Source organism: uncultured Microbacterium sp. (assembly GCF_964244775.1).
Taxonomy (GTDB): domain Bacteria; phylum Actinomycetota; class Actinomycetes; order Actinomycetales; family Microbacteriaceae; genus Microbacterium.
The window spans coordinates 100,185-121,413 of record NZ_CAXTJR010000004.1; the positions used below are offsets into that span (position 1 = coordinate 100,185).

16 protein-coding genes are annotated in these 21,229 nt (G+C 67.6%); 12 read left to right on the forward strand and 4 right to left on the reverse strand.

Annotation, left to right across the window (positions count from 1 at the left end; genetic code table 11):
- Positions 1-136: 136 nt before the first annotated feature.
- On the reverse strand, positions 137-814 hold the full coding sequence (locus ACFE6Z_RS09115; RefSeq protein ID WP_375385419.1) for a response regulator: 678 nt from the start codon (positions 812-814) through the stop codon (positions 137-139).
- Positions 814-2,124, reverse strand: coding sequence for a sensor histidine kinase (locus ACFE6Z_RS09120; protein WP_375385420.1), 1,311 nt, complete (start codon positions 2,122-2,124; stop codon positions 814-816). The genes ACFE6Z_RS09115 and ACFE6Z_RS09120 overlap by 1 nt, the downstream gene beginning before the upstream one ends.
- A gap of 390 nt (positions 2,125-2,514) precedes the next feature.
- Here ACFE6Z_RS09120 and pstC point away from each other — a divergent pair, with 390 nt between their 5' ends.
- From pstC to pstB, 10 genes are all read left to right on the forward strand, one after another.
- Complete coding sequence (gene pstC, locus ACFE6Z_RS09125; protein WP_375385421.1) at positions 2,515-3,534, forward strand: phosphate ABC transporter permease subunit PstC; 1,020 nt, start codon at positions 2,515-2,517, stop codon at positions 3,532-3,534.
- Between the two features lie 8 nt (positions 3,535-3,542).
- On the forward strand, positions 3,543-4,835 hold the full coding sequence (gene pstA, locus ACFE6Z_RS09130; RefSeq protein ID WP_375385422.1) for a phosphate ABC transporter permease PstA: 1,293 nt from the start codon (positions 3,543-3,545) through the stop codon (positions 4,833-4,835).
- Positions 4,832-6,514, forward strand: coding sequence for a phosphate ABC transporter substrate-binding protein PstS (locus ACFE6Z_RS09135; protein ID WP_375385423.1), 1,683 nt, complete (start codon positions 4,832-4,834; stop codon positions 6,512-6,514). The genes pstA and ACFE6Z_RS09135 overlap by 4 nt, the downstream gene beginning before the upstream one ends.
- Complete coding sequence (locus tag ACFE6Z_RS09140; protein WP_375385424.1) at positions 6,511-9,138, forward strand: hypothetical protein; 2,628 nt, start codon at positions 6,511-6,513, stop codon at positions 9,136-9,138. The genes ACFE6Z_RS09135 and ACFE6Z_RS09140 overlap by 4 nt, the downstream gene beginning before the upstream one ends.
- A gap of 142 nt (positions 9,139-9,280) precedes the next feature.
- Complete coding sequence (locus ACFE6Z_RS09145) at positions 9,281-10,522, forward strand: substrate-binding domain-containing protein (protein WP_375385425.1); 1,242 nt, start codon at positions 9,281-9,283, stop codon at positions 10,520-10,522.
- Between the two features lie 150 nt (positions 10,523-10,672).
- Positions 10,673-11,965 (forward strand): Ig-like domain repeat protein, encoded by a 1,293-nt coding sequence (locus tag ACFE6Z_RS09150; protein ID WP_375385426.1) that lies wholly within the window; start codon positions 10,673-10,675, stop codon positions 11,963-11,965.
- Positions 11,966-12,059: 94 nt separating this feature from the next.
- Positions 12,060-13,217 (forward strand): hypothetical protein, encoded by a 1,158-nt coding sequence (locus ACFE6Z_RS09155; protein WP_375385427.1) that lies wholly within the window; start codon positions 12,060-12,062, stop codon positions 13,215-13,217.
- The gene (locus ACFE6Z_RS09160; protein WP_375385428.1) at positions 13,214-13,966 is read left to right on the forward strand and encodes a hypothetical protein; all 753 of its coding nucleotides are present in this window, start codon (positions 13,214-13,216) and stop codon (positions 13,964-13,966) included. Before ACFE6Z_RS09155 ends, ACFE6Z_RS09160 begins: the two co-directional genes overlap by 4 nt.
- Entirely contained in the window at positions 13,963-14,979 is a 1,017-nt protein-coding gene (locus ACFE6Z_RS09165) for a sortase (RefSeq protein WP_375385429.1), read from the forward strand. Before ACFE6Z_RS09160 ends, ACFE6Z_RS09165 begins: the two co-directional genes overlap by 4 nt.
- Before the next feature lie 27 nt (positions 14,980-15,006).
- On the forward strand, positions 15,007-16,005 hold the full coding sequence (gene pstB / locus ACFE6Z_RS09170) for a phosphate ABC transporter ATP-binding protein PstB (RefSeq protein ID WP_375385430.1): 999 nt from the start codon (positions 15,007-15,009) through the stop codon (positions 16,003-16,005).
- A gap of 43 nt (positions 16,006-16,048) precedes the next feature.
- Here the strand turns inward: pstB and ACFE6Z_RS09175 are convergent, their stop codons facing one another.
- Positions 16,049-16,321 (reverse strand): hypothetical protein, encoded by a 273-nt coding sequence (locus ACFE6Z_RS09175; RefSeq protein WP_375385431.1) that lies wholly within the window; start codon positions 16,319-16,321, stop codon positions 16,049-16,051.
- A gap of 135 nt (positions 16,322-16,456) precedes the next feature.
- Here ACFE6Z_RS09175 and ACFE6Z_RS09180 point away from each other — a divergent pair, with 135 nt between their 5' ends.
- Together ACFE6Z_RS09180 and ACFE6Z_RS09185 are read left to right on the forward strand one after the other, a co-directional pair.
- Positions 16,457-18,196 carry a serine/threonine protein kinase gene (locus ACFE6Z_RS09180; RefSeq protein WP_375385432.1) on the forward strand — a complete coding sequence of 580 codons (1,740 nt, stop codon included), beginning with the start codon at positions 16,457-16,459 and terminating at the stop codon, positions 18,194-18,196.
- A complete protein-coding gene (locus tag ACFE6Z_RS09185; RefSeq protein WP_375385433.1) occupies positions 18,193-18,714 on the forward strand; it encodes a hypothetical protein in 522 nt (173 codons plus the stop codon). The genes ACFE6Z_RS09180 and ACFE6Z_RS09185 overlap by 4 nt, the downstream gene beginning before the upstream one ends.
- A gap of 1 nt (position 18,715) precedes the next feature.
- On the opposite strand, the gene ACFE6Z_RS09190 is transcribed toward ACFE6Z_RS09185, so the two are convergent.
- Positions 18,716-21,178, reverse strand: coding sequence for an ATP-dependent helicase (locus ACFE6Z_RS09190; RefSeq protein WP_375385434.1), 2,463 nt, complete (start codon positions 21,176-21,178; stop codon positions 18,716-18,718).
- Positions 21,179-21,229: the final 51 nt, after the last annotated feature.

Here is a 21,229-nt window from a genome sequence, read left to right on the forward strand (position 1 = left end):
CAGTTCACCGTGACGCAAGCATCCAGGTAACACCGACCCTCGACATCACATGCACGCATGCGGTTGCGAGACCCACCGACACCGAAGCCGCACCCCGCGCCCGATCGACTTTCTTATCAAACTTCACTCAATCGGACTAAGACTCACGCAGGTCGAGGCGATTTCGGACACCCCAGAGGGCGAGCTGCGTGCGGTCGTCGAGGTCGAGCTTCTTGAGTGCCGATGTGATCTGGCTACGCACGGTGTGCACCGAAAGGGTGAGCTCTGCCGCGATCTCTTCGTTGCCGGTCGTGCCGCTGCTGAGCAGACGGACTACTCTGAGTTCTGCTGGCGTGAGCAGATGGATGGCCGTCCAGTCGAGTTCTTTCCCGCCCCGCAGGTCGCCGAGTTCCCGCACGAGTCGGGGTGTCAGCCGCGGCGAGATGGCGGTGTCGCCCTGAAGGGATCGACGCACTACTCCGACGAGTTGCTCGGTCTCGTGGTTCTTCAGCAGGTAGCCCACTGCTCCTGCCTCGATGGCATCGATGACGTAGTCATCGCTGAGTTCGCTGGTCATAATCAGGACCCGCGGAGGGTGGGCGGCCGCCGCCAAAATGGCGCGGGTCGCCTGTAACCCGTCCATCCGAGGCATATGCAGATCCATCAGGATCACATCGAGTCGCTCGACACGCGCGATCCGCACAGCATCCTCGCCGTTCGAGGCTTCGCCCACGACCACCATGTCGGTAGCGTGCTCCAGTCGCATGCGGATTCCGCGGCGCATCGTCTTGTTGTCGTCGACGATGAGCACGCGGATGAGTTTTGCCCTCGGCATCAGCCCACGAGAGCGCGCGGTGTATCGATGTCGAGCAGCGGCAGGTCGATGGTCACTCTCCAACCTCCCCCCGGGGTCGCGCCCGCATCGACGGTACCGGCCAGCAACGACACACGCTCGCGTAGCCCATCGAGCCCCCAGCCGAGGCCGACACCCTCCATCTCGGAACGTTCGCCCAACGGTCGGCCATTCTCCACGCTGATACGGAGTCGCTCATCATCAGTGGTGATCGCAACTCTCACCGTTGCACCCAGTGCATGCTTCGCGGCATTGGTCAGGGCCTCCTGCACACCGCGATATGCGCTCGTCGAGACGACAGCGGGAAGGTCGGAGAGCTCACCGAGCGTGGTGTACTCCAAAGTCATTCCGCGCTGCTGCCAGTAGGCCAAGAGTTCAGGCACGTCCCGCAGGTCGGGTGTGCGGTCGGCCCGCCTGCCGTCGACCGACCGCAGGTCTCGTAGCGCGGCATACAGGCTCGCCGAGGCGAATCGGCCCTCAACCCGCATGTCTTCGATGAGTTGCACGGCTCGAGCGAGGTCGCGGATGTCGGTGTCGATCGCGGCATCAGCTAGCGAAAGGAGACCGGCGATGTGTTGACTCGCGACATCGTGCAGTTCTTGCGCGATCCGCACCCGCTCCTGCGCGCGCGCCACCTCAATCCTCTCTTCCTGGTCGCGCTCTGCCTCTTCGATCTGCGCGTAGGCGCGCGCAACGCGACGCGATCGTACGCCCCACCAGATGCCGAGGGCCGTCGCCCCGGCGGCAGGCGCGAAGAAGGCGGCACCTCGATTGAGGACGAAAGCGGAGATGACCCCAGCGGGTGCACCAGCGAGGGCAGCCCACACAGCCAAAGAGGTGAGGACGACCACAGTAACCAACGCGAGCCAGGCGATCGCCACCGGGGTCGGGCCCCTGGCCGCAAGCAGGAACATCGCGATGGCCACCACGAACTCCATACCTTGCACCCAACCCGGCAAGTTGAGCAGAAAGATCATCGCGAGATAGCAGACGAGCGTGCCCAACACCGCCAACCAGGGCGACCGAACGCTCAAAAGGAGCGCGGCCGATTGCAGCGCGCAAATCAGGGTCACGATGACTGAGACAGCGAAGAGCGGGAGCGGATAGTCCCAGACGGCCGTCACGCCGAGGAGAGCGACTATCGGGTTGACGAGTACTTGGATCGCCGTCGCCACGAAGACGATGGTGGCGAAAGGGATCAATGCGCGCCGGCTGCCGAACACCCGGACGAAACGTGAATCGCCCCTTGTCTCGGCGGGGAGCCCGAACGTGGGCCTTGTGGTGCTGGACATGACCCCCGCCTTCTCGTCGTGCAAGAACATGCTCCCATCGCTCGACACCACCGCGGACACGCGCCGGCGTTGGCGAGAGCATCCCCGCTTCATCCATTTGAACGAAATCTTTGGGTTCGCCATCGAAACCCCGTCGGGTCACTGTCGTCAGCAGCGATCCCCGGAATTCCGCGGGTCCGGTGCTGCGTGCTCACAGCTCGCCGAATCATATGCGCCACATTCCGCGGCAGACAATGTTGAGCCGGATGCGTTCACCGACTGTTCGCTCTGAGGCTCCCCCACGTTCTCCGCAAGCGACGTCGCAACGTTGAGCGCGCACACGCCGTACACGCGCATGATTGCGTCCGGCCGGTGACTGCAACGGCCACCACCAGACCGGGGAATCTAGAGATGTCTCAGACGCGACAGCTACCGCCGAGCGATCAGCTCGACGGAGCCGCCGATAGTCCTCGCCACCTCACTCATCCGCGCGGCACCGCAGACAACGTCTTTCGTTTCGGAGCCCACGGCGGCGGGGTGATCGTTCTCGCGATCATGACGCTCGTCGGCGTCTTCCTTGCAGTGCGCGGCGCTCAGGCCATTGCTGTGGCGGGCCCGAGCTTTCTTACCGAGCAGGCGTGGGAGCCGAACTCCGGCCGCTTCGGCATCGCCGCCGTGCTGTTCGGCACGGTGACGATCGCTCTTATCGCGATCTCGGTCGCGATCCCCCTCGCCCTCGCGACGGCGACGTACATCTCGGAGTACGCCCCCGAGGCCATCCGCCGGTTTCTCGTGGGCATCGTCGACCTGATGGCCGCGATTCCCTCAGTCGTTTACGGCCTATGGGGGGCGTTCTGGCTCGAGGGCAGCATCCTGCCCGTCGCCCAGTGGATCTCCACATATCTCGGCTGGATTCCGATCTTCTCGGTGCCGCAGTTCGACCCGAACAACCCGTTGGCGACGCCCACGGTCTTCACCGCATCCGCATTTCTTGCCGGACTGGTCGTCTCGATGATGGTCGCGCCGATCGCCGCATCGATCATGCGTGAAGTGTTCAGCCAGGCGCCGGTCGTCGAGCGCGAGGGCGCGCTGGCGCTCGGCTCGAGCAAATGGGGCATGATCCGCACAGTCGTCTACCCCTTCGGGCTTGGCGGCATCATCGGTGGCACCATGCTCGGCCTCGGCCGCGCGCTCGGCGAGACGATCGCGGTCTACCTCGTGATCTCACCGATCTTCGTCATCAACTGGCACCTGCTGTCGACCGGCACCAACTCGATCTCCGCACTGATCGCACTGCGATACGGCGAAGCATCGCAGTTCGAACTCTCGGGTCTCATGGCCGCGGGGCTCATGCTGTTCGTCATCACCATGCTCGTCAACTTCGTTGCGGGCTTCATCATCCAGCGGTCCCGGTCCGGGGCCTCGAGCTGAGCACGGATATGACCCAACAGATCACTCTCACGAGCGAGCCGCGCGGTCGCACGCATCGGCGTGCGACGCTCGCCGGCCGCATCACGCGCACTCACGTGCCGGGTCGCGGTCGCATCTTGCACTCGAGCCGGCCCGAAGAGCGCCGCAACCTGTCGAAGGTGCGTCGCGACGACATCCTTCGTGTCGTCGGAGCCGCGGTCGCGGCGATAGGCGCGACCGCGTGGCTGTTCACGCAGATCCTGCCGTTCGAGGGTGCTCTGCCGTTCGTGCTCACCGCGTATGGCCTGTTCGTGCTGTTCTTCGTCGTGCTGATCAGCTTCGACGACGACAGAATAACCATCCGCGACCGCGTGGTCGCGGTACTGATCCACTCCGGCGCCTTCGTGCTGATGCTCGCCCTGGCCGTCGTCGTGATCTTCACGCTGCTGCGCGGATCCTCCGCGTTCCTCCAATGGAATTTCTGGGTGCAAGACCTCTCGCTTGCCGGCCCTCTTGATCCCCTCACCGTGGGCGGAATGGCGCATGCCGCGATCGGGACGCTCATCATGATCTCCATCGCCCTGGCCATCGCGATTCCGCTCGGGCTTCTGACCGCAGTATGCCTCGCCGAGTTTCCTTCACCGTTTACCCGGGTGGTGCGCACGGTCTGCGAAGCGATGACCGCGTTGCCCTCGATCATCTGCGGGCTGTTCATCTATGCGACCTACATCCTCATGTTCGGCTTCGAGAAGTCGGGTTTTGCCGCAGCCCTCGCTATCACGATCATGATCCTGCCCATCATCATCCGCTCGGCCGACGTCGTGCTGCGGCTCGTGCCCTCGACCCTCAAAGAGGCGTCGCTTGCGATGGGCGCCAGCCAATGGAGCACGATCTGGCATGTCGTCCTTCCGACGAGCAAGTCGGGTCTGATGACCGCCATCGTTCTCGGCACCGCCCGCGGCATCGGCGAGACGAGCCCTGTACTGCTCACTGCTGGGTACACCACTTTCTTCGCGCTGAACCCCTTCTCCGGCCCGATGGTGTCACTGCCACTGGCAACGTTCACTCTCGTGAAGAGCCCCGAGCCGACCCAGATCGCGCGGGGGTTCGGCGCCGCTGCGGTCCTTATGACCCTCGTCTTCATCCTCTTTTTGCTGGCGCGGGCGATCGGCGGTCGTGGCCCGGGTCAGCTCTCGACAGGAGCGCAGGCACGAGCCCGCGCCGCGTCGCAGCGCGATGCCGCGCGGTTCGCCGATCGTGACACGCATAGCGCCCGAGAGTTCCCGAGTGACGCGCCCGCAACCCCAGGAGGTGGGCGATGAGCGGTGTCCGCTGGTCGCTGACCCGAGCGGTCGTTGCGATCGTCGGTGTCACTCTGATGACGGTCGGAAGCGTACAGTTCGCCACCGCCGCCCAAGCCGCCGTCGGGTCAGTCCACGCTCCCGTCGTCGGGTCGGGCTCCACCTGGTCGGCGAATGCCTTACAGCAGTGGATCCGCAACGTGTGGGCGAACTATCAGTGGAAGCTGACGTACTCCGAGTCGGGGTCGACCCAGGGACGCAACGACTTTGCGAACGGCACCTCGGACTTCGGCGTGAGCGAGATCCCGTACGGGATCGCCAACAGTAACGAAGCTGATCAGCGGCCATCTCGCGGGTTCGCCTACATGCCGATCGTCGCGGGCGGTACGTCATTCATGTACAACCTCGAGATCGCGGGCAAGAAGGTCACGAACCTCCGATTGTCCGGCGACTCGGTGGCGAAGATCTTCGCTGGTGTCATCACGGTGTGGAATGACCCGCAGATCGTCGCCGACAACCCTCAGCTCGCCCTACCCGCCGTGCCGATCGTCCCCGTCGTCCGATCCGACGGCTCGGGCGCCACGGCGCAGTTCTCCATCTGGCTACGGCAGGAGCATCCGGACGTCTGGGACGCCTATTGTGCGAAGGTCGGACGCGAGTCCATCAACGGACATTGCGGGGTGACAAGCAACTATCCGGTCGTGCCGGGCAGCGGGTTCGTGGCGCGCGCCGGATCGAACGGCGTCGCGGGCTACGTTGCGCAGTCGCAATCGGTCGGTGCGATCACGTTCGTCGAGTACTCCTACGCGCTGAACGCCGGTTTCCCGGTGGTGAAGCTGCTCAACTCCGCCGGCTACTACACAGAGCCGACGGCACAGGCCGTCGCTGTGGGACTCCTTCAGGCACACATCAACGAGGACGAGAACTCGCCCGACTATCTGACCCAAGATCTGCGGGATGTCTACCTCAACGCCGACTCGCGCGCGTACCCGTTGTCGAGCTACAGCTACATCATCCTGCCGATCCGCAACGAGGCGAACTTCAGCGACGACAAAGGACTCACCCTTGCAGCGTTCGGATCGTACTTCCTCTGCGAAGGGCAGCAACAGGCCGAGACTCTCGGCTACTCTCCCCTACCGGTCAACCTCGTAGAGGGGGCGCAGAAGCAGATCAAGCGGGTTCCCGGAGGCGACCCGGCCGTCACCGGGTTCTCCGCGCGGGGGTCGTGCAACAACCCGACGCTCGACCCGTCTGACCCCAACGGCAACGCACTCGCCAAGACGGCGGCACTCCCTCCGGACTGTGACCGCCAGGGGCCCACGCAGTGCGCAACGGGAACTGGCGGTGCGAAGACAACGACGACAGCGTTGAAGGATGCAACTGCGGCAACGACCTCGACTGACACCACCAGCGCGGCGACGAACGGTGCGCAGAGCGCTGCTGCCGCCACAGGGCCGTCGGGCGCTGCTGCTGCAGCAGTGGACTCGGTCGATGGTGCCGCGAAGGGGCCGACCGTCTTGGCTGCAACGCCGCAGGCCCTTCCGGTCGCGTCGATCGGCCTACTGTCGCCCACCGTGCTTTTCGCGGCAGGCCTCGCCCTGATCGCCGCAACGCTGCTTCCGCCATGGCTTGGCCGACGGGCCCGCCGGCGGGGAAACACCCTGCCTGATCCCGCGATACGGAAGAAGGCGGCGTCATGAACCGCGGGCTCTCCGCCAGACGCCGCGGGGCTGCAGCAGCCGCCGTCGTCGCGATCACCGCGTCGGTGGTCGCCGCACTACCCACGTCGGCGTCCGCCCAGAGCGACGGCGACGCTTACAGCTCATCGGCCATCACGGTGAAGTGGGCAGGTGGTAACGCATCCGACGTGCAGAAATACCAACCCGATCACGCTGTGCTGACGAGCGACGGCCAGGGCAACGATGCCGGGTCGGGGCACTGGGACGACTTCAAGAACCTAGAGGTCACCGTGTCGAAGACGAAGGAGCTCGGCGACGAGTCCGTCCTCATTACAGCGAAGGGCATGGCACCGACCGGGATCGCCCCGTGGGGAACCGACTTCACCAACTTCTTGCAGGCGTTTCAGTGTTGGGGACCAGACCCCACCGCGGCCGACTTCAATGAGACGTGCGAGTTCGGTGGCTACTCCGACTCGTCGCGCGCGGATGGGAGCGTCAGTTCGTACGGTCGGCTCTTCAACGGCAGCGCTGCAGTTGGGACGACACTGAGCCGCTGGAGCGGGGCAGATATACCGTTCCGGACGGTGAGCGGGCAGGTCAGCGCTCCCGAACCGGTCGGGATCGGTGGCAACATCGCCGACGGCACGGCTCGCTTCTTCGCGCGCGAGAACACCAACGAGCTCCCGTTCATCCCGATCGACGCGAACGGCACGTCCCGCGAGCCGTTCACCGTGCAATCCGCGCCGACTCAGCCGTATCTGGGATGCGGAAACCGCTCTTCGACCACTGGTGGGCGATGCTGGCTCGTCATCGTGCCGCGAGGTGCACACGCGAACGCGCCGGCGGGTGGCGATGCGGCACCATGCAATGGTTTCGGCAGTGGTGAGCATGGCACGCGAGTGCAAGCTTCCCTCGGCTCGCCCCTCTCGCCCAAGTGCACCGCGTGGCAGGACCGCATCGCGGTGCCGCTCGATTTCTCCGATCCCTACCAGACGTGCCCCGCTAACGTCGCCGAGCGCCGAGTGGTCGGCAGCCAGTTGCTCTCGCAGGCATTCAGCTCATGGCAGGGCAAGCTGTGCGGCGGATCGGGAGCGAGCAACCTCGCGCTGACGACGAACGCCCCCGACCTGACCCGTGGGCAGCTGCTGACCGGGCAGGTCGGGATGGCGGCCGTGGCGAGCGCGATCACGCCCGCATCGATCGGCAGTGCCGATCCCGCTCTCCTCGCATCGGCGGACCTTGCCTACGCCCCGCTCGCGAACACCGCGCTCGCCATCGCTTTCGTCATCGAGGACGACGAAAGCGGAGAGCGCGGCACGGTACGCACGCAAATCCGCCTGACGCCCCGCCTGATCGCCAAGTTGCTGACTCAGTCGTACCTCATGGACATTCCCAAACTGGTGAGCACCTGGTCAGATACCGGCGTCTCGCGTGCCGCGCTGACGCGGACGGGGAACGCGGCCGCAGTATACGACGACCCGGAGTGGGAGGCCCTCGGCAACCCCAGCGCAGCGACCAATGCTTGGGGAACCTGGCTGGTATGGGGCCCCCAGGGCGACGATGCGATCGAGTTGCTCTGGCGATATGTGCAGGCGGATGCAGATGCCATCGCGTTCCTGCGCGGGAAACCCGACCCGTGGGGGCAGGTCGTCAACCCTTACTACGAATACGACCCGACCGGCACGAACGGCTCGACGACCGATCTGTCGACTACACCCCTCTCGAGCTTCGTGAAGGCCGACCGAACGACGACGCCGTCCACTGCCGAGGATCTGAAAACGACCCAAGGCAAGTTCGTCGATTCGACGGCCTACTCTCCCTACTCGGAGTCACCCCTCGCGAATGCCGCGCGGATCGCGACCGCCGACACGAAGCGCACGGCAGAGTGGTCGGGCGCCGTTGGCAATTTCATCGTCGACGAAAAGCGCCCACGGATGACAAATGGCGGCCGATTCGCGCTCGGCCCAACCGGGCTGTCAGCCGCCGCGACGTACAATCTCGCGACGGCGAGCATCGCGCTCCCACTGAGCTCGGCCACGGGAACCGAAGATGTCGCTACGGCGCGCAGCTTCGTCGCCCCGACCGACGAGGCGGTGAGCACCGCCCTCGCTGCCGCGCCAGTTGACGCAGCCACAGGTGTCGCTACCGTCGACCCGAAGACCACTCCGACGGGCGGGTATCCCCTCGCCATGACGATCAACGGCGCCGTCAATCTGACCGCGCTCGACGCCACCTCACGCAGTGACTATGCGCGACTCCTCGAATACGCGGCCGGAGACGGTAACGTTCCTGGCCCCGCGCGCGGCCAGCTACCCGAGGGCTACGTGCCTCTCACCACCAGCCAAGCCGCGGTCACCCAAGCGCTCGCAGAGCGCCTACGCCTGCCCGTCTCGGGGACGACAACGACCCCACACCCCGCACCAGCGAAGGGGGCACCCGCCGCCCCAATTGCGGCGGCCGCGGCGCCCGCGGCGCCGGTCGCCGCAAATACTCAGACCGGCGTCTCCGCCACACCAGCCCTCGCCGCGTCGACCACGCCTGGAGCCCCGCCGAATGTCACGCAAGCGGCTCTGGGAGCAGGGTTGCTGGCCGGACTGGCCGGGGCCGGGGCCGGGGCCGTGCTCCTCAGACGAAGGCGGCTCTGACGACCCAAAAGCTACCCAATGCGGTCATTGTGTTCCGGCCGAAAAGGGGAAGCCCCACGCGACGTACTCGGAAGGCGTGTCGCGCGGGGCCCAGTCCAGAAGGACAACAACAAAGGAACACTGTAACAGAAGGAAACAAGTCATGAATATCAGAAAAGCGACGGCGTTCGGCGCCATTGCTGCGCTCACGGTCGGCGTGCTCGCGCTCGGTGGTACGGCAGCCCAGGCCGACGTCACCAACCCGGGCACGACCTATCAGACGGTCGGTTCGGACACGACGCAAGACGTGCTCGCCGGACTCGCCACGCTTGTCCACACGGGCAACGCGGCGAGCCCACTCGCGCTCTCGACGTTCGACGCGACGCCCCAGCCCACCACGTTCACGAGCCAGACCGGCACCACGGTGCCGCGTTCGGACGGTTCGAGCCAGGGTCTCGCCGCGCTGAAAGCGGCCGAAACCGGTGCGATCTACACGCGAACCATTCCCACTCCGACCGGCAATGTCACTCAGAGCTCGAGCGCTGCTCTCACGACGAACGACGTGAAATTCTCGCGTTCGTCGAGCGGCCCGTCGTCGCCGTCAGCGACCGGCACCTACGCATGGGTGCCGTTCGCGGTTGACGGTGTCACGTTCGCGAAGAACTCTTCGAACACGATCACCAACCTCACGAAGGCCGACCTGAAGGCAATCTACGAGGCAGCGAACGGTGCGACGGTCACCCTGAGCATCGGCTCGAAGATCATTGGCACGCAGAGCAACGCCACTGCCGACATCGTGCCGTTCCTCCCGCAGTCGGGCTCGGGTACCCGCACCTTCTGGCTCACGACCATCGGCGTAACCACGCTCGGCAGTGCGGTTTCCGACACCTACACCGTCGGGGGCGCCGCCACGCAGATCCAGGAACACAACGGTGCGGTCCTCGCTGCCGTCCCAAAGGGCATCGTGCCCTTCTCGATCTCGCAGTGGCTGGGGCAGAGCCGCAATACCGACATCAACAAGTCGGTTGCGACGGGTGGCTACGGCCTCTCGATCGTCGACCGACGCAACGGCGCGGTTCTCGCCAACATCGATTCCACGTCGCCGACCACGACGAACGCCGCGGGCAAGCTCCTGCTGAACACCGGCTTCTCGGTGCTCCGTCCCGTGTTCAACGTCGTGAAATACGACCGAGTCACCTCGGGCACGGCTTCGTACGACTCTGTGCTCGCGGGTGTGTTGACCGGCACGTCGGCGAAGGTCGGCACTGCACCGGCACTGGTGCTCGCCGGAGCGACGGTTGTTGAGGACTTCGGCTTCGCGAAGCTGTCGACCAACCCGGCCAGCCCGACCGTCATCAACGGCACGGGATACGTCCTCGGTCAGACCACCATCCGCAGCAACTGATCCGCGCTGGAGTCGCAGCTCTCTGACGGGGCGCATTGAGCCCGGCTGGGCGGTGTCCGCACCGCCCAGCCGGGTCCGCAAACTTCTTCCTCCCTCCTACCGTTCATACCCGAAAGGACATCCATGCCCATCGCTCGCAAACGTCGACTCATGACACTCGTCACGATCGCCGCCATCGCCCTCGCCGGACTCACCAGCGTCCCTGTGGCTGCGCACGCCGCCGAATCTGACATTCCCCCGACCTGGGGTACGACGCTCGGCACCCTCCATCTGGAGCCTTCGAGTGGTTCTTTCTCTGAGAAGACGCTCTTCACGCGTGCGTGGACTGATAATGGGTTCTCGGCCTCGCAACGGGGCGGCGCCATGCTCGTCGTCAGCCAGATCTATCCGCAGGACAGCGACCTCGTCGCGCGGCGTGGCTTCCTCGCGGACATCAACGTCATCGACGAGAACGTCGACATGACCGGGCCGTTCAGCTGGACCCGATTCCAACGCAGCCTTGGCGACGCCAGCCTCGGGCTTCCGCTCACTGACGGTAAGGGCTCGACGTTCACGATTCTGCTCGCAGGCTTCCGCAACGGCAACAGCTTCTTCGTTCCCTCGCAAGAGAACTACGTCGCGCACGGCGTCATCGAGGGCGACACCTGGCGGATCGTTGACGTCGCCGGCCCAACTAAAACCGCGACCACCACGACACTCGCCTCATCGGAAGTCACGCAGACCGGCGCGACACTCACCGCAACCGTCGCACCCAATGAGGCGACCGGTACCGTCCAGTTCAAGAAGGACGGCTCCGCGATCGGCACGCCCGCCGCGGTCTCGGGCGGTATCGCCACGACCACCCTCACCGACCTCACCGCGGCCACGGCCTACGCGTTCACCGCCGAGTATTCGGGCGACGCCACGCACGAGGCATCCGCCGGCTCGGTGGGTGTGACCACGCAGGCGGTCCCGTCTGTTGACACGTCAGAGTCCACCGTCGGCGTCACTGTCCCGACGGCCGCCACCCCCACCCCGACAGGTCTCAAGATCTCCGTCAAGCCGCAGGCGATCACGTTGACCGGTTCGACTCAGCGCACAGTCGGCCAGACCTGGGAGGCGAGCGGTGAGCTCGGCACGGTCGAGGTGAAAGACGACCGCCAGATCACATCGGGATCGTGGACGCTCAACGGCCGCGTGTCGGCCCTGTCGAACGGTGACAGCTCTATCTCGGCGAGCAACGTGGGCTGGACGCCGACGAAGGTCTCGGGTGCAGGCACGGCGGGCGCCGCGGTCACGGCCGGCGAGAACGGCGGCCTCACGGGCGACAAGCCGCTCGCAACCGGAACCGCCTCCACCACACCGAACGTCACCACGCAGATCGGTGCGGGCATCACGCTGAAGACTCCAGCCGACGCTCCCGCCGGCAACTACACCGGAACGATCACGCTGACGCTCATCTGAGCCGACTCCTGACCGGGTGGTCCGTCGCGTCGGCGAGGCGCGACGGACCACCATGCCGATTTCACCCGCAGCTTTCCACCCGAGCAGGAACACAATGACGCTCCGCCCCCTCATCACACGCGCCATCGCCGTCGTCGCGCTCATCGGTGCGGTCGGCGGTCTCGCCGTGCAGTCCGCGGCGGCCGACGACGGCGACATCACGTGGGGCATCCACCCCTCGACCCCGACCGGACCCGACGGTCGCAACGAGTTCTCGTTCCAGGTGGCCCCCGGCACGGCGATCACCGACTGGGTAGGCGTGGTCAACGACTCGTCGGTCGCCGCCACCTTCCGCGTCTATGCCGCCGATGCGACGACCGACTACGACACCGCCGCGTTCACCCTGATCGGCTCCGACCAGGGGTCGGCCGGCCTCGGCGCCTGGACCTCGATCGACAACGGCCCCGCCGTGTGCTCCGACACCAACGACGCCGCCGAAACCGCGTGCGCGGCGGCTCTCGGGGTCTCGGTGACCCTCGACCCCGGCGCGTCCAAGAACATCCCCTTCACGATCGTCGTGCCGCAAGACGCCACCCCCGGCGACCACTCCGCCGGCATCGTCGCGTCGTACGCGACCACGGGCGGCGGTGACGGCACGACCATCCGCCGCGAAGACCGTGTCGGCACCCGCATCTACCTGCGGGTCGACGGGCCGCTCTCGCCCGGCATCGGCGTGCAAGGCGCCGTGGCCGGCTTCGACGCCTCCCTCAACCCGATCGGCGGCGGCACCGCCCGCGCCGGCTTCGACATCAGCAACCTCGGCAACAGCCGCGTCTCGGTGCAGCCCGAAGTGCGGTTGACCGGGCCATTCGGAATCGCGCTCGGCACCGTCACGCTCCCCCCGGTGCAGAACATCGTGCCCGGCGGCGTCGCACACGTCGAAGCCGAGCTGCCTGGCACTCCTCCCTTGCTGCTCGTAACCGCGAACATCGCCCTCACCGCGATCCCCGCGGGCGGCATCGCCGCGGCCGACCCCCTGCCCGCATCGGTCACCACCTCGGCGGTCGCGTGGGCAGTGCCCTGGATGCTGCTCCTCATCGTCGTCGTCGTGATCGCCGCCATTGCGCTCATCGTGTGGCGGCGCCGCCGCTCTCGACAGCTCCTGGCGGAAGACCTTGCCGCGTACGCCGACGAGATCCGCGAACAAGAGCGCGCCGCGGCATCCACCGCTGCTGCCGTCCCCACTCAGCCCGAAAGCGAGACCGTCCGATGAGCTCCCGAATCCTCCGCGTGGCCGCTTCCGCCGTCATCGCCGCAGCGTTGTGGGCAGGGCCTGTCGACGCGAGTCGAGCCGCCGACCCCGCGCCCGACGCCACCAGCAGCAGCACCGTGTCAGTCTCGGTTCCGACCGCGACACCGGCGCCCTCGACCCCCGCCACGACGATCCCTCCGCTGACGAGCGGCTCGGGCGGCGCTCCGGCTTCGGTCACCACCACGACCACTCGATCGAGTGCCGGTGGCGGCTCCGCCCCGGTGAGCGCGGCGGGAACCACTTCGACAGCCTGCGTCCCGAAGCAGCCCGCCGTGCCGACCGTTCCGGCCACCGGTGGCACACCGGCATCCGTCGACAAGCCGATCTACGCCGCCGGCGACACCGTCAACGCGACGGCGACCGGGTTCGGCGCCGCCGAGCAGGTGCAGCTCGTCTTCTTCGATGACCCGACCCTCGTGGGCAGCTTCACGGCCGACGCCGCCGGCGCCGTCACGGCGCAGTTCTCGCTGGCCGCCGACACCCTCGCCGGCACGCACGCGCTGCAGTTCACCGGATGGTGCGGCGTGACCTCGACGGCCGAGCTTCTCATCGGCACGACGAACGGCGCCGCGAGCGCCGGGCCCCAGGGCGTCCCACCGTGGCTGTGGTGGATCGGGGGCGGGCTGGGCGCGATTCTCCTCGCCCTCGGCGCGTGGTGGGCGATCCGCACGATGCGCGCCCCCCTGCCCGTTGAGGCGGCCGCCGCGTGAGCACCGACACCGAGTCGGCCGCAGTCGACGCCACCGAGGTCACTGAGGTAATCCGCAGGGAGCCCGCTCCTCGACAGCCGCGCCGGCCGGCGCCGGCCCGCCCTCCGCGCACACCCCGCCGACCGCGCTCGCGGCTGCCCGCACCCGCCCCCCGTACCCCGGCACCGCGCGACGGGCGCTGGTGGCTCGGGGCGGCCATCCTCACCGCATCCCTCCTTCTGCTGTCGTTCGTCGCGCACGTTGCCGTGTTGTCGACGGCGCAGCACTATCGCGCCCAGACGATCGCCTACTCCGCGCTCCGCGAGGGGCTCGCGAAGGCCGAGACGCCCGTCGGGCAGCTCGTCGGCGAGGAAGACATGACGCCGATCGGCACCCCCGTCGGCCTGCTCGAAGCCCCCTCGATCGGGCTGTCGGAGGTCATGCTCGAAGGCTCGAGCTCGGAGGTGCTGCGCTCAGGAATCGGTCATCGCCGTGACAGTGTCATGCCGGGCCAGGCAGGGACCGCTGTCGTGCTCGGTCGCCAACTGGCCTACGGCGGCCCCTTCTCGCAGGTGAACCGTCTGGTGCCCGGCGATGAGATCACCGTCACCACCGGCCAGGGCACCAACACCTTCCGCGTCGTGAGCCTGCGGCGCGCGGGCGACCCGATGCCTCAAGCCCTCGGGCGCGGTGAAGGGCGACTAGAGCTGCAGACGGCCGACGGTCTCGCCCTGTTCCCCTCGGGGGTGCTCCACGTCGATGCCGACCTGGTGTCGAAAGCGCAGCAGACGCCGTCGAGAGTCATGAGCTACCCGGCCCTCCCCCCAGACGAACGCGCGATGGGCCAGAACGGGGCCGCATGGTTCAGCGCCTTCTTCGCGTTCGTCTTCTTCGCAGCGGCGGGGATCGGCATGTGGTGGCTCTGGCGATCATGGGGGCGCTGGCACGCCTGGCTGGTAGGCGTCCCCGTGCTCATCGTCCTGGGTGTCACCACGAGCGATCTCGTGATGAACGCTCTCCCGAATCTTCTCTGACCTCGACCCGAAAGATTAGCGCGCAAAATGACCGAACCAGACGACATCACCATCGTCCACCCCTCCCTCTCGTCGGCCGAGGCAGAGTTGATCGCTGCTCGCGTTTCGATGGACGATGTGGCCACCTCGCGGCCGCTGCCCACCGATGATCGCGACGTGACGACGGTACTGCCGGCGCCGGCCGCTGAGACCGAGCGCGACGCCGACGCCGAGATCGCGCAGGCGTGGGCCCAGCAGCCGCCGCAGCGACCGCTGTCGTCTCTGGACGCACGTGAGGTCTCGGCGTGGTTCGGCACGCACAAGGTGCTCGAACGGGTGTCTCTCACGATGCCTGCCGGCGCGGTCACAGCTCTCATCGGGCCGTCCGGATGCGGCAAATCCACGTTCCTGCGCATCCTCAACCGCATGCACGAGCTCGTGCCCTCGGCATCTCTCGCCGGCGAAGTCGTGCTCGACGGCGAAGACATCTACGACCGCAAGAAGAAGCTGCAGGATGCCCGCAAGCACATCGGAATGGTGTTCCAGAAGCCCAACCCGTTCCCGGCGATGTCGATCTACGACAACGTCATCGCGGGGCTCAAACTCACCGGCATCCGCGCCTCGCGCGACGAGAAAGACGAACTGGTCGAGCGGTCGCTGACCTCGGCCGGCCTGTGGAAAGAGGTCAAAGACCGCCTACGCGCGCCCGGCGGCGGCCTATCCGGCGGCCAGCAGCAGCGACTCTGCATCGCGCGATCGCTCGCGGTCAAACCCAAAGTGCTGCTGATGGACGAGCCCTGCTCGGCCCTTGACCCCACCTCGACCCGCGTGATCGAAGAGACCATGGGCGAATTGCAGAAGGAAGTGACGATCGTGATCGTCACCCACAACATGCAGCAGGCGCAGCGCGTGTCGCAGCAATGCGCGTTCTTCCTCGCCTCTCAGGGAACCCCCGGGGCGATCGTCGAGTACGGCGACACCGACGCGATGTTCTCCGAACCGCAGGACGAGCGCACCTACGACTACGTCAACGGCCGGTTCGGATGATGTGCAGCGCACGCCGGGCGCTCGGGCTCCGTGCCGCGCGCTGCTACCTCAGGGCGAGTCGAGGGGTCGGGCCCTCGAGCCGGGCGATCGCGACCTTGACCTCGGTCAGCTCGACCCGGACGTCGGTCAACCCGGCCCTGAGGTCGGTCAGCTCGGCCTCGACGCGATCGAACCGGGCGTCGACGCGAGCCGCCTCCTTGTCGAACCGCGCATCGATCTTCGACATCTGCCCTCGGAGAAGCGCACTCAGGCCACCGAACAGCCCGCCCGCCGCGACCGCGATCGCGACGATGACGCCGATCACCTCGGGAGTCACTGACATACCCTCCATTCTGCCCGCAGCCAAGGACACCTGCCAAGCACGCTACCGACGACGCCATCTCGGATGGCGCTGCGAGGGCGCATCTGTGCACGCGCTGTCACCGGTTCCTCCTGTGGAGGAAACCCCCCGATGACGGATGCCGCAGACGGACTCATCGCCGGGCGCTATGCACTCGGCGAACTGCTCGGCGTGGGCGGCACCGGGTCGGTGTTCGCCGCGATCGACGTCGGTGCGCCGCACCCCGGCAAATCGGTCGCGGTGAAGCTACTGCATCCGCATCTCTGCGTCGACGAGGCCTCGCGCGTCGCGTTTCTGCGCGAAGCGGAGCACGTCATGGCCCTCCATCACCCCAACGTGGTGCGGGTGCGGGGCGCGGGCCTTCACGACGCAGCCGGAGTGACGATGCCCTGGATCGCGCTCGACCTGCTGAACGGACCCACGCTGCGCGAGTGGGTCGACGCGACCGGGCGGCTCTCGCCTGCCGACGCCGTCGCCGTCGCAGAGGGGATGCTGTCGGCCCTGGCCGCCGCGCACGCCGCGGGCATCATCCACCGCGACATCTCGCCGCAGAACATCGTCTTGGACGGCGTCGGCGACCGCGCCGCGGGCGCTCCCCTGGCCCCCGACATGGTGCGCCTGCTCGACTTCGGCCTGGCCGATATCACCGGGCGCTCGACGATCGGCGTGGACGTGCTGCTGGCCGGATCGTCGGAGGAGTGGGTGCCGACGGGGGCCGGCGTCGTGGGCAACGCGGCGTTCATGTCTCCCGAGCAGGCGCAGGGCCTCGCGGTCCGCGCAGTGTCGGATCTCTATCAGGCCGGCGCGGTGCTGTACTTCGCTCTCACCGGACGTGCGCCGTTTCCGCGCGCCACCACCGAGCAGGTGCTGCAGGCGCACGTCGCTGCGCCCCCGCCGGTGCCGTCGGCTCTTGCACCGGCCGCCCGCCCGCTCGACCGGCTGGTCACGCGGGCGATGGCCAAGACGCCCGCCCATCGCTTCCGCGACGCCGGCGAGTTCCTCACCGCGGTGCAGGCAGCCGCGGTGCCGGTGGCAGGTGAGGCGAGTGCGAGCGGGGCGGGTGCGCGTGGCGGCGCGAATCTCGCCGCCGGCGAACCGCGGTCGACCCAGGCCACCCGCATCTTTGCATCGGCCGGCGAGGTGAGCGATCTCGGCTATCTCTCGCCCGCCCCGGTCGGCGAGGTGGCGCCCACGGTCGCCCGCAGCGGCACCGGGCTCGCCGTGGGAGTCGCAGGCGCGGTGATCCTCGCCCTGGCCGGCTGGGCCGCCGTCGCATCTGCGACGACGCCGGCCTCACCCGCGCCGGCACCCACCTCCGCCACATCTGAGAGCGCGTCGGCCCCGCCGTCCGACGCACCCGTCGCGTCCGCCGCGCCACCTGCGCCGGCGGAATCTGCGCCGCCGACACCGGAGGCCGTCGTAATCCCCGCACTGTACGGCAGCCTCGCCGACGCCGAGGCGGCCCTGCGAGGAGCCGGACTCGTGCTCGGCACCGTCACGCGGATCGAGTCGGCTGAAGCCGCCGATCGCGTGTTGTCGCAGCATCCCTCCGCCGGTCAGTCGGTCGGCGTCGGCGATTCCGTCACGGTCACCATCGCCTCCGGCAACAACGTCGTGCCCCAGGTTTCAGGCATGAGCTATGCCGCGGCGGCCGCTCTCATCGAGTCAGCAGGGTTCGCTGTCGCCGCCGACCGGACGGCCAGCGCCGGGTCGACCGTGAGCGTCAGCCAACCCGGAGCAGGCACAGTGCTGCGCGTCGGTGTCACGGTCGCGCTGGCGCTGTCGGCGCCCTCGACTCCGTCCCCGCGCCCCACCACCCCCTCACCCGGCCCCACCGAGGAGACCCCATGACTTCGCTCGCGCCCGCACAGCCGCGGGAACCTCTCGCGATGCCGCGCCCTCTGCCCATCGAGGTATTCGACCGATCCGTCGACGCCGCCCGCCACGCCGGGCGCAGCGCCGTCCGCCGCGAAGTGCTGGCGATGATGCCGGTGGACGGCCGCGAAGCACTGCTGCCCGGACCGATCGACAGTGTCGCCGAGCCGGGCGGACTCTTCTGGGCGCTCCGCGCGCGCAACGACCTCACCATCGCTCTGCGAACCGCATCATTTCCCACCGCTCGCGCCGCCCGCAACGATGCCATCGAGCTGCTCGCACACGCGCACCGTTTCGACCTCATCGACGTGCGTTCTCCCACGAGGGGCATCCACTCTCACTGGATCGCGCTGGACGATCGCGTGATACTCGTCGCCGGACAAGCATGGCGCGGAGCCGGCGCGTCGGCGGCGCGTGCGTTGCGCGAAACGCTCGCCCTGCTCCCCGCGAACCCCGCCGGCGAGACCGCGCAACGGAGCGCCCGAGGGCGGTGAGCTAAAGCTTCTCGATGGGCGCGATCTTGATGAGGAGCTTCTTGGCCCCGATCTTGTCGAACCGCACGTGCGCGACCCGCTTCGCGCCCTCGCCGGTGACGGCATCGACGCGCCCTTCACCGAAATCCTCGTGACGGATGCGGTCGCCCGCGCCCAGCACCATGTCGCCGTTGTCGCGCACCCGCGCAGGGATGCGGTTGGGGAAGCGATCGAGAGCGGTCGAGCGCGGCACGAGGTCGTCGCCGAACCGGCGCGCAGGCGCCGCTCCCCCGGACCCACCGCCCGAACCGCCCGGACGCCGCGCGTTGAGCGCACGCGACTGCATGCCGCCGCGGGAATTCACGTCGCCCGGCGACTGCCGCCAGTCGATCAGGTCGGCGGGGATCTCCTGCAGGAACCTGCTCGGCATCGCGACGGTGACCTCGCCGAACTGGGCGCGGGTCATCGCGAGCGACATGTAGAGGCGCTTGCGAGCCCGCGTGATGCCGACGTAGAAAAGGCGTCGCTCCTCCTGCGGGCCGCCGGGCTCGCCGGCCGAGATGCGGTGCGGGATGAGGTCTTCCTCGACACCGGTGACGAACACGGCGTCGTACTCGAGGCCCTTCGCGGTGTGCAGGGTCATGAGCGAGACCGAGCCCGAGGCATCCTCCAGATCGTCCGCATCGGAGACGAGCGCGACCTCGGTGAGGAAATCGATCACGGTGCCCTCGGGGTTGTTGCGCGCGAACTCGCGGGTGACCGCGATGAGCTCGTCGAGGTTCTCCAGTCGCGCTTCGTCCTGCGGGTCTTTGCTCTGACGCAGCGCCGACATGTAGCCGCTCTTCTGGAGCAGTAGCGTCAGCCCCTCCGCGACCGCGGTGGGGGGCGCGAGCTCGCCCGATGCGGGCAGCATGATCTCGGCCGCTTCGACGAGCACGGCATCCAGCTGCGCGATCGCCGCCTGGATCTTGGGGCCGACGCCGAGGGCCGACGAGTTCGCGAGAGCATCGCGGAACGTGATCTGCTGGTCGGCCGCGTATCGGGCGATCGAGGTCTCGGTGACGTCGCCGATGCCGCGGCGCGGTTTGTTCAGGATGCGGCGCACCGCCATCTCGTCGGCGGGGTTCGCGATCGCGACGAGGTAGGCCATGGCGTCTTTGATCTCGGCGCGCTCGTAGAACTTCGTACCGCCCATGATCTTGTACGGGATCGCCGAGCGGATGAAGATCTCCTCCAGCGCGCGCGACTGCGAGTTCGTGCGGTAGAACACCGCCATCTGCGAGTAGTCGACATTCGTGCGATGAAGCGCCTCGACCTCGTCGGCGACGAACTGGGCCTCGTCGTGCTGCGAGTAGCCGGTGAAACCGACGATCTTCTCGCCGGCGCCGACGTCGGTCCACAGCTTCTTGTCTTTGCGGTCGAAGTTGTTGCCGATCACCGAGTTGGCCGCGGTCAGGATGTTCTGCGTCGAGCGGTAGTTCTGCTCGAGCAGCACGACCTTGGCTCCGGGGTAGTCGCGCTCGAACTCGGTGATGTTGCGGATGTCTGCGCCCCGGAACGCGTAGATCGACTGGTCGGAGTCTCCGACGACGGTGAGGGATGCGGCATCCGTATCGGAACCGGGCTCGGGGGTCGCCTCGAAGATCATCATTCCGCCGGAGCCCTCGAAGGGCTGGGCGTCCGAGCCCACGGGCCGCGTGAGCTCGTTGATCAGGGCGTACTGGGCGTGGTTGGTGTCTTGGTACTCGTCGACGAGGATGTGCCGGAAGCGGCGCCGGTACGTGTCGGCGATCTTCGGGAACGCGCGGAAGAGGAAGACCGTCTGGCCGATGAGGTCGTCGAAGTCGAACGCGTTCGCGCGCTGCAGCGCGCGCTGGTAGTCGCCGAACACCTCGACGAACACGCGTTCGGCAGGGTCTGACATGTTCGCCGACCGGGCGTAGGACTCGGCATCCGACAGCTCGTTCTTGAGCTTCGAGATCTTGCTCATGACCGAGCCGGGGGTCAGGCCGAATGCGTCGGCCTCGTGCTCTTTCACGAGGCGCTTGAGGAGGGCCCGGGTATCGCCCGAGTCGTAGATCGTGAACGACTTCGTGAACCCGAACGCCTCGGCCTCGCGGCGGAGGATGCGCACGCAGGCCGAGTGGAACGTCGAGATCCACATGCCCTGCGCGCGGTCGCCGACCAGCTGGGCGACGCGTTCGCGCATCTCGCCCGCGGCCTTGTTCGTGAAGGTGATGGCGAGGATCTGGCTGGGCCACGCCTCTCGGTTGCGCAGAAGCGACGCGATGCGACGCGTGAGCACGCTGGTCTTGCCCGATCCCGCGCCGGCGACGATGAGAAGCGCCTGCCCGCGATAGATCACGGCTTCGCGCTGCGGGGGGTTGAGGCCCTCGAGCAGGTCGGCGTCGGGGCGGGCGCCTGCGGCACCACCTTGCGGACCGGTGTCGCCGCCGACGATGACGGGGATGGATGCGTCGGTCATGGCCGTTCCAGTGTAGGCGCGGGCGCCGACACCCCTCCCGCAATGCACCCT